Raw genomic sequence first — 13,595 nt, 5'->3', positions numbered from 1 at the left:
TTTTAATAGAAGCCTCTTTAGCTTACCGAATAGAGAAGATTTATCAAGATTACATTGAAACCAGTTCCTTAGAGGAGTTAATTCAAGCATTAGACCAGTTAAAAGGGATGATTAATCCTGAAAAAGTTATTAGCTTGCAAGAAGCTTTAAAACAAGGAGAAGGGGCTACTGTGATTGAACAATTGTTAGTTTCTTATTATGATCCGAGATACAGCCATAAGGCGAAGAAGTATGATTTGACTTTAACTACCACAGATCCAAAAGAAACTGCTGAAAAATTAGTTCAGCTGTTACATCTAAGTAAATAAGTAAGATGGACTCTTAGTCTAAAAATTAAGGGTCTATTTTTGTGGTTTTTTTAAACTATGGTAAGATGAAGGAAAGAAAGTGTTTGTATGTTGATACAGACACTTTTCTCTATTATAAACTTATAGGAGGAAGGTATGTATGACAGTTCAAATCAAACAAGTACCATCACCACAACTAGATCATCACCCAGTACGCCCAGTATTAACTGATGAAACAATGGCAATTCGCAAGCAAAAAGTGATAGATCGTATGAAAGAATTTGGGTTTAGTTCCTTAGTAATTTATGCAGATAAGGAACATGGTAGCCAATTTGAGTATTTAGTTGGGTTTATTCCAAGATTTGAAGAAGGCTTACTTCTTTTAAATCAAGACGGAACAAGTAGCTTACTACTTGGAAATGAAAATATTAATAAGGTAAAACATGCTCGTATAGATAGTCAAGGGATTCATTGTCCCTTCTTTTCTTTACCAAACCAACCAATGGATTTTACTCAATCTTTATTGAGTTATTTACAGCAAGCTCATTTAGATAGCTCTAAGAAAGTCGGGTTGGTAGGGTGGAAGTTGTTAGCTAAAGATGGACTAGATTTTGTTCAAAAGTTTGACGTACCCTACTTTATAGTGGATTCTTTGAAAGAATTAGTCGGTTCAGAAAAGTTATATAATGGCACAGGTTTGCTGATTGATCCTAGTCAAGGTGCTAGAGTCACTAACACAGCAAATGAAATTGCTACATATGAATACGGAGCTTCTTTGGCTTCAGATGGCGTGTTAAAAGCAATGGACCATCTTAGTGTAGGAGTATCGGAACTGGAAACAGGAGATTTACTTAATCAGAATGGCCAATACCCAACTGTCGTGACTATTTCAGCTTTTGGCCAGCGATTTGTTAAGGGAAACATATATCCAACAGAAAGAACTCTTCAATTAGGAGATAAAATTGCTTTAACTGCTGCATATAAAGGGGGATTATCCAGTCGTTCTGGTTACGGGGTTTACAACAAGGAGCAATTGGAACAAATTGATCCAGGGTACCTAGATCAAGTGGTAGTCCCTTATTATGAAGCTTACTTATATTGGTTAGATCAGATAAAAATTGGGATGAATGCAGGAGAGTTTTACCAACAATTTGACACGTTCTATCCTCAATCTGTTTATGGCTGGGAGTTATGTCCAGGCCATTTAACTGCAGATGAAGAATGGTTATGTTCACCTTTTTATGCAGGTTCTGATAAAACCATTAAAAGTGGGATGATTTTCCAGTTAGACTTTATTCCAGTTCAACCTAATCATCACGGAGTTTCAGCAGAAAGTACCCTAGCTTTAGCGGATAAGCAGTTACGAGAAGAAATCCAGACTCAATATCCAGAGTTATGGCAGCGAATTGAAAATAGACGAAGTTATCTTAAACAAGTTTTAAATATATCTTTAAGTGAAGAAATTTTACCTTTATGTAGTACTTTAGGTTATTTACGTCCTTTTATGTTGAATAAACAAGTAGCTTTAACTAAGAAATAAGTTGTTTTTCAGATACTTGAAAATCCGTTATAATAGAGAAAATAACAGAGAGTAAAGTGAGGATTGTTTTATGGGATGTTTAGGTAATCTAATCTGGTTAATCTTTGGCGGATTAGCTGGAGATTTAAGCTGGCTAGTAGCAGGTTGTTTGTGGTGCTTAACTATAGTAGGCATTCCAATTGGGATGCAATGTTTTAAACTGGCAGGATTGAGTTTTTGGCCATTTGGTAAAGAAGTGGTTTATAGTAACAGTGGCTTTTCTTTCCTAGTCAATATTATTTGGTTAGTTGTTAGTGGTCTACCTTTAGCTTTGGCTCATTGCCTAAGTGGTATTTTATTAACGTTAACCATTATTGGCATTCCTTTTGCTAAACAAAGTTTTAAATTAGCTAAATTAGCCTTGATGCCTTTTGGTGCTAGAGTAGTGACCAGTTCAAGATACTATTAAAATAACCATCACCTGTAAACAGGTGATGGTTATTTGTTTGGTTGTTAACCTACATCTACTCCTAGCCATTTTTTAGCAAGGATACCGATAATATAGGAGATAATCATAACACTAAAACTAATGATCAGCATTTGTAAGAAAGGCTTTTTAAACGATTGTTCTTTGGCGATAGCAATATAGTAGTTAAAAAAGGCAATCAGCGCAATGACAATCACTAACATGGTAACAAATGCGGCAATATACATGTCAGGTGGAAGAAGTAAATAAGGTAGTACTAACAGAATAACTGCAATTAAATAAGTCGCACCAGTAAACAGACTAGATTTAAAGGGATTGTGATGACCATCGGCTTTTTCAGCAAGATAGTTGGAAGCCGCCATAGATAAAGTAGCAGCAATGCCTGTAACAATAGCAGACATGGCAACTAAACGGTTATTAGCCATAGCGAAGGTTAAACCGGCAATTGTTCCTGTAATTTCTACTAAAGCATCATTTAGACCTAGTACCATGGAGCCGACATATTGCAGTCTTTCTTCATCTAGTAGATTTATCAGTTCTTCTTCATGTCGTTCTTCTTCTTCAATAATTTTGCTAATATCTGGAATAACGTCAGCTAGTTTTTCATACATGACAATGCCAGAATCTTCATTTTTTTCAGATAAGCGAATAGTAAAGGTAAAACCAAAAATTAAGTATAGAAACTTAAACCAAAGAATAGATAGTTTTTTTGGGTCAACTGTTTCTTTCGTATATTTTTTCCAAATTTCAGCATGTTTCAATTCATCATTGGCAATTCGAGTAATAATTTTTTTGTTAGCTGGATTTTTTTCTTTTTTTGCTAAATAAGTGTACAAATGATAAGCGGTAATCTCAGTTTGTTGATAGTTTAACATTAATTGATGTTGTTCTTCTGTATAAGTCATAATATCCCTTCTTCTTTAAAATAAGTAAGTTATCTTCATTGTACCCAATGCTTGGCGAGATGACAAACCATGACTATTCATTTTATCAAAAACAAGGTAAAATGAACTTATTTAAAGGGATTAGCTAGGAGGCAATTGATATGACCCAAAAACAATTACATATGGAGTTAAAACGTTTGTTAGTAGAGTTATCTGTGACTTATGATTTACAAAATGAGCAAGTAAAAACGTATCTGTATAAAAGTAAGGCTCTTTATATTATGAAAATTATTTTAAGTAGTTTGGCAACGTTAGGTATGTTTCTTTCTATCTTTCTTCCTGTTTTAATGCTACAAATTATTACAGTAATGCTTTCAGTGGCTACTTTAACCTTAGTTTGCGCTGATAAAGGTAATTCTTATGAAAGATTCTATCAAAAAAATCAGCAGCCTATCCAAAAGCTTTGGGAATTAAAAGAGGAGTCTTTCATGCTATTATCTCAGCTGTGTTATAGTCCTTATGAGGAAGAAGAGATGGTTAAACAATTTCAACTACTTTGTCAAAAAAGAGAAAAATTATATGCTAATTTGCTTTTAGTTTCTTCTCATACTCGTAAGAAATTGTCTGCGTCATTAGACCATGTGTCTTTTTCTACGAATGATTTTTCTAAAGTAGAACCTTACTATATTCCAGAAGCTTTACGCTTTTTTGACGAAAATAACTAAAAATAACTAAGTTTCTACTATTAATATATAATAGAAACTTAGTTATTTTTAATTTAATACACGTTGCTGGCTATGACGATAGCCATAACTGAAATAAATCCCTAAGCCAACTAATGTCCATAATAAAAAGACAAGCCAAGTTATTTTTTGTAGTTGCGTCATAAGGACTAGACATAGGGTAAAAGATAATAAAGGGATGAAAGGATAAAGGGGGACGTTAAAGCCTTTCGGTAACTGCTGATAATTCGGTAATTTTCTTAAAAAAACTACTCCTAGAGAAACAGTGGCAAAAGCGAACAAGGTCCCAATGTTAACAAGTTCAGCAATTTTATCTAAAGGGACTAACATGGCACACAGGCTAGCAATACTAGTAAAAATAAAGGTGTTGGTAACTGGCACATGTTTACTAGGGCTAACTTTAGATAAAGTAGCAGGCAATAAACCATCTCGACTAATAGCGAAAATTAAGCGGGTACCCCCATAAGACATAACTAGTAGGACGGTGGTCATACCTGCGACTGCACCAAGTGAGATAATCCCTGCAATCCAATTTTGATTAATTAAATTAAGAGTAAAAGCAACAGGATCTCCCACATTTAATTGATGATAAGGGACTACACCAACTAAAACAGTAGCCACAGCTGCATACAGAATAGAAGCGATTGCTAAGGAAGCAATAATTCCAATTGGCATGGCTTTTTGCGGGTTAATCACTTCCTCTGAAGCAGTAGATACAGCATCAAAACCGATATAAGCATAAAAAGCAAGGGCAGCACCAGAAAGAATGCCAGAACTTCCGTAAGGTAAAAATGGATGAAAATTAGCTGGTTTAACATAAAAAATAGCTACGCCTAGAAAAAGTAAGATAACTGCTAGTTTAACTCCTACCATTATCGTATTGACACGAGTGGACTCTTTTACCCCATTTACTAGAAGTAAACCAATTAACAGGGTAATTAATCCAGCGATTAAGTTAACACCCCCTCCGTTACCAGATTCATAGGCAGTGGATAAAAAGCCTGGTAGGTGAAGATTAAACCCAGCTAATAAATTTTGGAAATAAGCGGACCAACTAACTGCAACTGAGGATACTGCAAATAAATATTCTGAAATTAAGGCCCAACCTAAAACCCAAGCAGCTAATTCTCCAAAAATAGTATAAACATAGGTATAGGCACTTCCGGCTAGTGGAATGGTTGAAGCAAACTCCGAGTAGCAAAGAGCGGCTAAGGCACAAACAACAGCAGCTAATAAATAAGATAGCATAGCACCAGGTCCAGCGTACTTAGCAGCGATAATGCCTGGGGTAATAAAAATTCCTGCCCCAACCACTGCTCCGACTCCCATAGCTGTTAAATGAAAGGCGGTTAAATTTTTTTCAAGTGAACTGTTTTGTAGATGAGTAGGATCTATTTCCTTTTTTAAAAATAAATGATGTGACATCATTAGTAACCTCCTTTTAAATTGCAAAATGAGAAAAAACTCATATTTTAATCATTTTATCATTTTAGTTGTTTCTAGTAGGAGAGTCAAGGGGTTATTGAATAAAAAATGATGTTAGATAGGCTAAAAAAGAAAATAAACTGGTAGCATAGTTTTGATAGTAGGAAAGAAACTGGTTTCATTTTTTTGCTACTAATGAATAATAAAACAAAAAAATTCTAAGACAGATTGTCTTAGAATTTTACATACGGTAATAAAAGTAAAGCAAGATAAAAGAAGTGATATTTAAGATAAATTCCTTTTTATTGAGTTGTTTAGTTCTGATTAGGCAAGCAGCACTGATGATGAGTAAGCTAATAAGGGCTATTAAGACAAATAAACTAATGAAACGTTGATTAAAGATATAGTAAAGATAACCACCAAGACCAATTAAAGTTATTCCAAGCCACATAAGATAAAAATTATTTCTCTTTAAATAGGAATAAATCTTTTGCGTTACTAAGGTGTTGATGCCAATGATAAACATGCTAAAGATAAAAGGTTCTAATTTATTTAGTTGGAAAGAGTAAGGTGCTTGTAGGGTTAACATTAAATTAAAGACGCAGCCTTTAAAGAAAATATTTAACAAGGTATAAAAAATAGTATCTTGATATTGATACCGACTAGAAAAAGTAAGAAATTGAAAAATTTCATAAGCAAATAAGATAAAAGCGTATTGATACGTTAAATGACCTGTTATTTTGTAAATTAAAATAGCTGAAAAAACAATTTTGACTAACGAAGCCTGAATAGAAACCTGTTTACCTTTTTGATAAGCATTTCTGGAAAATAGTAGGTAGAAATCAGAAATAAATAAATAGACAAACATAATGAAGTTAGCCCCGCTTAAACGAATAGGTTGGTGAGACAATAATATTCCAGGAATCACCGCTATCAAGGTTTGAAGTAAGGCGATAATCAAAATATAAGGCAAGGTTAATTTGATCGATGTATTTTGATTCACAGTTTATATCCTCTTTTCAGTTGATATATTAATGGTATATGGAGTTTTGTGACACGTCAAGATAGATAAAAAAAAGAATTTAAAAAAGCATGCTTTTCATAAACAATTTTGCTATACTAGGAATGTTGCAAGATTCCCGATAGGATTTAAAGATTAGATCTCTCTGTCTTTAAAGATGCCTTGTAACCGGAAAATAAAGGGGGAACAAAAAATGAGAGAAAAATATTTATTTACATCAGAATCTGTTTCTGAAGGACATCCTGATAAAGTAGCTGATCAAATTAGTGACGCTATTTTAGATGCTTTGTTAGAAAAAGATCCAATGGCAAGAGTTGCTTGTGAAACATCTGTTACAACTGGCTTAGTTTTTGTTTTTGGAGAAGTTTCAACAACAGCTTACGTGGATATTCAAAAAGTAGTGCGTGAAACTGTTAAAGAAATTGGGTATACCCGAGCTAAGTTTGGCTTTGACGGAGATACTTGTGCAGTGATGGTTGCTTTAGATGAGCAGTCACCAGATATTGCCCAAGGGGTGGATGCTTCTTATGAAAGTAAACAAGACGCTCAGTCCTCTGACTCACTAGACTTAGGTGCTGGAGACCAAGGATTAATGTTTGGGTTTGCTTGTGATGAAACACCAGAATTAATGCCATTACCTATTTCATTAAGTCATCAGTTAATGCGCCGAGTAGCAACGTTACGCAAAGAGAAAGTACTGGATTATTTACGTCCAGATGCTAAAGCTCAAGTAACGGTTGAATACGGTGAAAACGGAGAACCTAAACGAGTAGATACAGTAGTCATTAGTACTCAACATGATGAACATGTATCACTGGAACAGATTAAAGCGAATATGATTAATTTGGTGATAAAAAAAGTTATTCCATCATCTCTATTAGATGAAGAAACAAAATTCTTCATTAATCCAACTGGTCGTTTTGTTATTGGAGGACCACAAGGAGATTCTGGTTTAACTGGTCGAAAAATTATTGTAGATACTTACGGCGGTTATGCACGTCACGGTGGTGGTGCATTTTCTGGTAAAGACGCGACAAAAGTCGATCGTTCAGCTAGTTATGCTGCTCGCTATATTGCGAAAAATATTGTGGCGGCTAAATTGGCTCGTAAATGCGAAGTTCAATTAGCTTATGCTATTGGAGTAGCAGAACCTGTTTCTATTTCTATTGATACATACGGAACAAGTGCTGTATCAGAAGAAAAATTAATTCAAGCCGTTCGTCAAAATTTTGATTTACGTCCAGCAGGTATTATCAACATGCTTGATTTACGTAGACCAATTTATAAAAAAACAGCAGCATATGGTCATTTTGGTCGTACAGATGCGGACTTTACATGGGAGCGTACCGACAAAGTCGAGGCACTTTTAAAGAGTTTAGCAGAGTAAAAGAGGCGATCCCTAATAAAGACATGTCTTTATTAGGGATCTTTCTTTTGCACCAAGATAAAAGAAAGGGATTAAAAAGATGAAAAAAAGAGAGACAAATGTAAAGGTAGTAACCTTTTCTGTTTTTATGGCAACATTTATGACCGCCATTGAAGCAACTATTGTATCCACTGCAATGCCAACTATTGCAGCTCAGCTTAAAGGCGGAGAAATTATGAGTTGGGTTTTTTCGATTTATTTATTAACTAATGCCATGATGACACCAGTTTATGGTAAGTTAGCTGACCGGATTGGTCGAAAACCAGTGTTTTTAGCAGGAATTTTAATTTTTATTATCGGATCTTCTTTATGCGGTTTATCAAATAGTATGCTAGTTTTAATTATTGCAAGAGCCATTCAGGGAATTGGAGCAGGGGCGATTATGCCAGTTGCTTTAACGATTATTGCAGACATTTATTCTGTTGAAAAGCGGGCAAAAGTATTAGGCCTTAATAGTGCTTTTTGGGGAATTGCTAGTGTGGTAGGTCCATTATGTGGTGGTTTTATTGTGGATACAGTAGGCTGGCACTGGATTTTCTTTGTAAATGTGCCAATTGGGATTATTTTAATGGGTCTTATCTGGGTATTTTTAATAGAAGACAAAAAAGAAGGGAAGAAACAACCTATTGACTATTTAGGTAGTCTAAGTTTAATGATGTTGCTACTTTCTTTACTTTATGGTTTCCAAACAATTGGTGAGACATCTAGTTTTAATTATAAAACATGGATTTGTTTTGGTTTAGTTATTTTATTTGGATTTATATTTGTTCAAGTAGAAAAAAGAGCAGTAGATCCGATTATTTCATTAGGGTTATTAACGAATGGACCTTTTGTTATTGTTAATATTATTGCTGCTTTAGTTAGTGGCTTTTTAATGGGAATTGATGTGTATATTCCTATGTGGATGCAAGGAGTGCTAGGGTTAAAAGCTGCTTTAGGAGGCATGTCGTTAGCTCCGTTATCTGTGACTTGGATTTTTGGTTCCTTTACAGCAGGGATGCTACTTAAAAAGACCACGACTAAACGGACTATTACTATTGGTTTACTAATTATTTTAGTAGGAGGTCTTGCCTTAGCTAATGCTCCGGCTCATACTTCTTTTTGGCTGTTTTGTTTAATTGGAGCGTGGACAGGTTTAGGTTTAGGGATTGCGATTACAGCTACTACTGTAAAATCCCAAAGTAGTGTGCCAAGTGATCAAGTAGGAGTAGCCACTTCTTTTAATACTTTGAGCCGAACAATTGGTCAAACAGTGATGGTATCGGTTTTTGGTGTGGTTTTAAACAATCACATTAATCAATCTATTACTAAGGTACCTGAGTTAAAAATTACGCGGGACATGGTAGATCAAATTTCTAACCAAGAAGCTACCACTCAGTTAGCCAATCATTTAATTGAACCTATTCGGACTATTTTATATAACGGATTACATAGTGTTTATGCAGTAGGGGTAGGACTTTTATTAGTTGCCTTAGTAATTAATCAATTCCAAAAAGCTGAACGGATTATGAAAGGTTAATATTTTATCATTAAAAATAAGCTTAGCCAGTGTCACTCTTTTAAGAGGAAAGAATGACACTAGCTAGCTTATTTTTTTTCAATACAAATGAGTAAAGGTGGTTGATTTTTTTGATTGATAAATTGATAAGAGGCCACTGTATAAGTGGATTGTTCCAGTGTTTGACAAAAATCCCAGACACTGTCTTTTTCATTCTCTCCACCAGGATGACCATAATAGACTACTAACAAAATCCGTCCTTTCCGTTCCAGTTTAGGACACAAAGCTTTTAAGGCTTGGATAGTAGTTTCTCCTTTAGTTACAACGGACTTATCGCTACAAGGCAAATAGCCTAAATTAAAGATGGCACCTTTAATTTGTTGTTCACTTGGAATAACTGAGTCAAGGTGTTCATGGCCAGTTAAAAATAGTTGGGTTTGTTCATATGCCTCATGTTCTTCTAAGCGACTTTTGGTTGATAATAAGGCTTTTTCTTGAACGTCGAAACCGTAAACCTGTCCAGTTTTTCCAACTAACTGAGCTAAAAATAAAGTGTCATGGCCATTACCTATAGTTCCATCTAGGACTGTATCGCCACTAGTAACCACTTCTTGTAATAATTCATGACTTAAACGTAATGCAGTGGGTAACATATTTTCTACTTCCTTACTTGAAATTTTCCTTGATAACTATTTCTTCTAACTAATTCTTGATCAATGCCGTTTAACACTTCCCATTTTTTTAAACTCCACATTGGTCCAACAATGGTATCTCTAGGGGCATCCCCAGTTAGTCGGTGGATGATAATATCTTTTGGAATAAGTTCTAGTTGATCACAAATCACCTGAGTATAGTCTTCTTGTGACATAAAGTGTAACCGACCTGCTACGTAATCTCTTACCATTCGGGTGTTAGTCATTAAGTGTAGTAAATGCAACTTAATTCCTTGAATATCTGAGTCCAGTAGAGTACGTCTAACATTTTCAACCATCATCTCTTTAGTCTCTCCAGGTAAACCGTTAATTAAATGGGTACAAACACGAATATTGTGTTTTCTAAGCTTAGCAACACCATCTAAATAAGTTTGATAATCATGAGCTCGGTTAATGCTTTGGCTAGTTGAGTCAAAAGTAGTTTGTAAGCCAAGTTCCACCCAAAGGTAGTACCGCTGATTTAATTCTGCTAAATACTCTACCACATCATCTGGTAAGCAGTCTGGTCTCGTAGCAACTGAGATCCCTACGACACCTTCTTCGTTTAACACTTGTTCAAACCGTTGACGAATGATAGAAACAGGGGCATGGGTATTGGTAAAGTTTTGAAAATAGAGTAAATATTGGGAGACTTGTGGCCATTTTTCGTGCATTTGGCTTACTTCTTTTTGAAATTGATCAGCTAGAGGGGCTTCTGGGGCAACCATCATATCCCCAGAGCCTGATACACTACAAAAAGTACAGCCACCAAAAGCTGCCGTTCCATCTCGGTTAGGGCAATCAAAGCCTGCGTCAATTGGTACTTTAAAGACTTTTTCGCCAAATTGTTGACGCAAAGCTAAGTTCCAAGTGTAATAACGTTTGTTACTAGTTGGATCAAATAAATAGTCTGACATGTTGTTTGTTCCTTCTTTGTTGTTCATTAATGTTGTTTGCCTGTAAAACGGGCAATGAAACGTGTTTTAATAAAAATAGGGTAGCTAGCCATTAGCCAAGCGCTACCTAAAAGATACCCTCCTAAAATATCAGTTGGAAAATGTACGCCAGCGTAAATTCTACTAGCACCAATCAATAAAATAAGGGTTAAAAGACTAGCTTGCGCTAGATAACGGAGAAAATGGTGTTTAATCCAAAGTTGACAAAAAACTATCAAGGTACCATACATTAAAACACTTCCCATCGCATGTCCACTTGGAAAACTACTATGAGGGGCAAAAACTAAGTGCTCTAGTAATGGCCGAGGCCGGTTGAATAAATATTTAACGACTAAATTGCCTAGACCGGCTAGTAAAGCAACATTAATAAAGAGCCAACCAGTTTCTACATAACGTTTTTTTAATAACGTAAAACTCATGATGATGGCTAAAAGAGTCGCCAAAATTTTAGTATTACCTAACTTGGTTAAGGTTAAAAAAAAGTTAGATTTAAAGGGAGTTACAGGTTCTCGGATCCAAGTGGTAATCCAGCCATCTATGCCGCTTAAGCTTGGCTCATAAAATTTAACGATATAACCTAATACCATAAAAGCTACCAGTAAAAAACTAGCTACTACATAGTAAATATTTTTTTTATCATCTGTCATAAGACACCTCTATTTATTTATAAGCTAAAACAGCTCTTTAGTAAAAACTAAAGAACTGCTTGCTTGATGGTTAAATACTAACATATTTTTAAATGTTTGACTATAAGTCATGGAGATCATCAGATTGACTAGAGTTAGAGGATGAGTTATGTCCATCCATTTCACTATTCTCAAACCAATCTTCATCATCCATCTCGGTAAAGTCAGGGTAGTCATAAACTTCTTCTGATTTTTCATCAAATAAATGAATGTCCCCGTAAGTCGTTTTAACAAATAATAAAGGCTTTTTGTGTCCTGATTCAAAAGTGTGTTGTTCTTTTCCAAAGATGGATACCTCGCCATTAGGAGAGCTTGCTTCAACTTTTAAATCCCTTGGTTTAGGGTTAAGCCAAACATAAATAGATCCATTACTTGATTGAATTTTAGCAGGTTGTTCAAAGGTTTTAGGATAAAAAAAGGTATTGCCGTTTTTATTTTGGATAGACACTTCGTCAGATACATGGTGGACTCTGACTTGTCCATCTTCTGTTCGCACTTTGATTTTTCCAGTTAGTTGAGAAAGATCAATATCATCATAACTGGCGTTAATAGAAGTTTCTTTAGTTTGGGTCTGTTTAATGCTAGCCCCAGAAGCTTCTTCTATGTGTATGCCATCTTTTATAGTCGATTTTTGAAGGTCAAAAAAGGATTGTGTAGCTGTTTGTTTCAAAGAATCTGCTTTAATATTGCTCAAACGAAAACTATTAGAATCACCCTTTAACTGAATTGTTTTTAAAGTTAAATTAGAGGGTTGTAAGGTAGTATTGTAAGTTTGAGTCATTAAGTTTTCATATTGCTTAGGGATAGTTAAGGTCAGATAGTTATTGTTAGTATCCCATACGTCAAAAAAGACTCTTGGAACACGTCGATAGTCTTTTTTAAAATTAATAATAAAGGTATCTTGCTGTTCATCTTGTTTAATCTCCCAAGTTAAAGCAGTTTCTTCATAAGGCGCTTTATACTGACCGCTTAAATGAAATTGTTCATCTTTAGAAGGTTGGAGTTTAATGGTAACTGGCCCCTCACTTTGAATGACTAACTTGTTATTGGTAAAGCGTTGCGGAGCAGTCAAGGTCGTTTGAATTTCCTTGGTTGTTTCGTGGTCTAAATTTTGATAAGAGATGATACTGCCAATAGTTCCAATGACAATTAGCGTAATACTTAGAGATAAAAGCCATTTGGTTCGACGTTTCATAGATTATGATCCTCCTTTCAAAACACTAAAGCACCATAATGTATATTGTTTTAACAGGTGAATAAAAAATTTGGTAATAGGTGATAAGATTAAAAGACCAATTAAACCTACCCCACATAAGATTAACGTAACGAATAGCTGCAATAAGGTATTAACCCCCATAGATACCCCGAAAATAACCGCTAAAAAAGGAGAAGCAATAAAGGTTAGGGCCACAACCCAGCCTGAGCCAATTAAGGCAATCAATATAAAAAGAAACCAAATCATAAAGAAAAAATTAAGTAGGAGCACACCACTTACTTGACAAAATCTAATAAAAAAAGAGTTTTTATTAGCAGTTGGTTGTAAATGATCCTCTTGATAAGGATGCCCTGTTCGGTAGTCATAAGAGTCGGTAGTTTGTGAAGTAAACTCTTCCCAATCCGAATCGTTTTTGTTTTCTTGAATAGGTTCTACTCCTAATTCATCTAAGATTTGGTAAGCAATATCTTTAGGATTACCTAGTTCTTTAGAAATGGTATATTCATCTTTTCCGGCTTTTTTTCCTAGAGCGAATTTTTCTTCATACATATGTAAAATATAAGAAATTTGTCCAGAAGTTAACGGCCGTAAATAAATTTTTAACTCAGTTAAAAAATGTTCTTTATTCATGATAGAAATCCTTTCTTAGGAGTGAATGATAAACTTTTCTTACTTTATTAATATAAGAGAGAATCCCTTAATTAACAATAGCTTTCCTATAAAATCGGACTAAAGTATGAGACTGTTTTAAGACC

At 34.8% G+C, this 13,595-nt stretch carries 14 protein-coding genes and 1 riboswitch; of the genes, 6 read left to right on the top strand and 8 right to left on the bottom strand.

Going from position 1 to position 13,595, the window contains the following annotated elements:
* The 3 genes from C7P63_RS10280 to C7P63_RS08210 all read left to right on the top strand — a co-directional run.
* A partial coding sequence (locus C7P63_RS10280; RefSeq protein ID WP_207853018.1) for a tRNA 2-selenouridine(34) synthase MnmH occupies nt 1–308 on the top strand: 308 nt, incomplete at its 5' end.
* A gap of 139 nt (nt 309–447) precedes the next feature.
* Nucleotides 448–1,827: a M24 family metallopeptidase gene (locus tag C7P63_RS08215; protein ID WP_125943671.1), complete on the top strand. Its 1,380-nt coding sequence runs from the start codon at nt 448–450 to the stop codon at nt 1,825–1,827.
* A 70-nt stretch (nt 1,828–1,897) separates the two neighbouring features.
* Nucleotides 1,898–2,275: a YccF domain-containing protein gene (locus tag C7P63_RS08210; protein WP_125943670.1), complete on the top strand. Its 378-nt coding sequence runs from the start codon at nt 1,898–1,900 to the stop codon at nt 2,273–2,275.
* Between the two features lie 44 nt (nt 2,276–2,319).
* Here C7P63_RS08210 and C7P63_RS08205 read toward each other — a convergent pair whose 3' ends face one another.
* Complete coding sequence (locus C7P63_RS08205; RefSeq protein WP_125943669.1) at nt 2,320–3,198, bottom strand: VIT1/CCC1 transporter family protein; 879 nt, start codon at nt 3,196–3,198, stop codon at nt 2,320–2,322.
* Between the two features lie 140 nt (nt 3,199–3,338).
* On the opposite strand from C7P63_RS08205, the gene C7P63_RS08200 reads away from it, so the two are divergent.
* Nucleotides 3,339–3,902, top strand: coding sequence for a hypothetical protein (locus tag C7P63_RS08200; RefSeq protein WP_125943668.1), 564 nt, complete (start codon nt 3,339–3,341; stop codon nt 3,900–3,902).
* 48 nt (nt 3,903–3,950) lie between these two features.
* On the opposite strand, the gene C7P63_RS08195 is transcribed toward C7P63_RS08200, so the two are convergent.
* Together C7P63_RS08195 and C7P63_RS08190 are read right to left on the bottom strand one after the other, a co-directional pair.
* The gene (locus C7P63_RS08195; RefSeq protein WP_125943667.1) at nt 3,951–5,348 is read right to left on the bottom strand and encodes an APC family permease; all 1,398 of its coding nucleotides are present in this window, start codon (nt 5,346–5,348) and stop codon (nt 3,951–3,953) included.
* A 238-nt stretch (nt 5,349–5,586) separates the two neighbouring features.
* Nucleotides 5,587–6,348 carry a hypothetical protein gene (locus C7P63_RS08190; protein WP_125943666.1) on the bottom strand — a complete coding sequence of 254 codons (762 nt, stop codon included), beginning with the start codon at nt 6,346–6,348 and terminating at the stop codon, nt 5,587–5,589.
* A gap of 120 nt (nt 6,349–6,468) precedes the next feature.
* Nucleotides 6,469–6,562, top strand: a riboswitch (SMK box riboswitch).
* On the opposite strand from C7P63_RS08190, the gene metK reads away from it, so the two are divergent.
* Both metK and C7P63_RS08180 read left to right on the top strand, forming a co-directional pair.
* Entirely contained in the window at nt 6,560–7,753 is a 1,194-nt protein-coding gene (metK, locus tag C7P63_RS08185; RefSeq protein WP_125943665.1) for a methionine adenosyltransferase, read from the top strand. Its footprint overlaps the riboswitch before it by 3 nt.
* A 79-nt stretch (nt 7,754–7,832) precedes the next feature.
* Nucleotides 7,833–9,311, top strand: a complete 1,479-nt coding sequence (locus tag C7P63_RS08180) for an MDR family MFS transporter (protein WP_125943664.1) — start codon at nt 7,833–7,835, stop codon at nt 9,309–9,311.
* A gap of 68 nt (nt 9,312–9,379) precedes the next feature.
* Here the strand turns inward: C7P63_RS08180 and mnmM are convergent, their stop codons facing one another.
* The 5 genes from mnmM to C7P63_RS08155 all read right to left on the bottom strand — a co-directional run bounded on the left by mnmM (nt 9,380) and on the right by C7P63_RS08155 (nt 13,470).
* Nucleotides 9,380–9,943 (bottom strand): tRNA 5-(aminomethyl)-2-thiouridylate-methyltransferase MnmM, encoded by a 564-nt coding sequence (gene mnmM / locus C7P63_RS08175; protein ID WP_125943663.1) that lies wholly within the window; start codon nt 9,941–9,943, stop codon nt 9,380–9,382.
* A 5-nt stretch (nt 9,944–9,948) separates the two neighbouring features.
* Nucleotides 9,949–10,899, bottom strand: a complete 951-nt coding sequence (gene mnmL, locus C7P63_RS08170; RefSeq protein ID WP_125943662.1) for a tRNA modification radical SAM protein MnmL/YtqA — start codon at nt 10,897–10,899, stop codon at nt 9,949–9,951.
* Nucleotides 10,900–10,925: 26 nt separating this feature from the next.
* Nucleotides 10,926–11,585 (bottom strand): phosphatase PAP2 family protein, encoded by a 660-nt coding sequence (locus C7P63_RS08165; protein WP_125943661.1) that lies wholly within the window; start codon nt 11,583–11,585, stop codon nt 10,926–10,928.
* Between the two features lie 100 nt (nt 11,586–11,685).
* Nucleotides 11,686–12,819, bottom strand: coding sequence for a DUF4097 family beta strand repeat-containing protein (locus tag C7P63_RS08160; protein WP_125943660.1), 1,134 nt, complete (start codon nt 12,817–12,819; stop codon nt 11,686–11,688).
* A 3-nt stretch (nt 12,820–12,822) separates the two neighbouring features.
* On the bottom strand, nt 12,823–13,470 hold the full coding sequence (locus C7P63_RS08155; protein WP_125943659.1) for a DUF1700 domain-containing protein: 648 nt from the start codon (nt 13,468–13,470) through the stop codon (nt 12,823–12,825).
* Nucleotides 13,471–13,595 lie beyond the last annotated feature (125 nt).

Source organism: Vagococcus humatus (assembly GCF_003950325.1).
Lineage (GTDB): Bacteria > Bacillota > Bacilli > Lactobacillales > Vagococcaceae > Vagococcus_C > Vagococcus_C humatus.
This window is presented reverse-complemented; position numbering and strand designations above follow the sequence as displayed.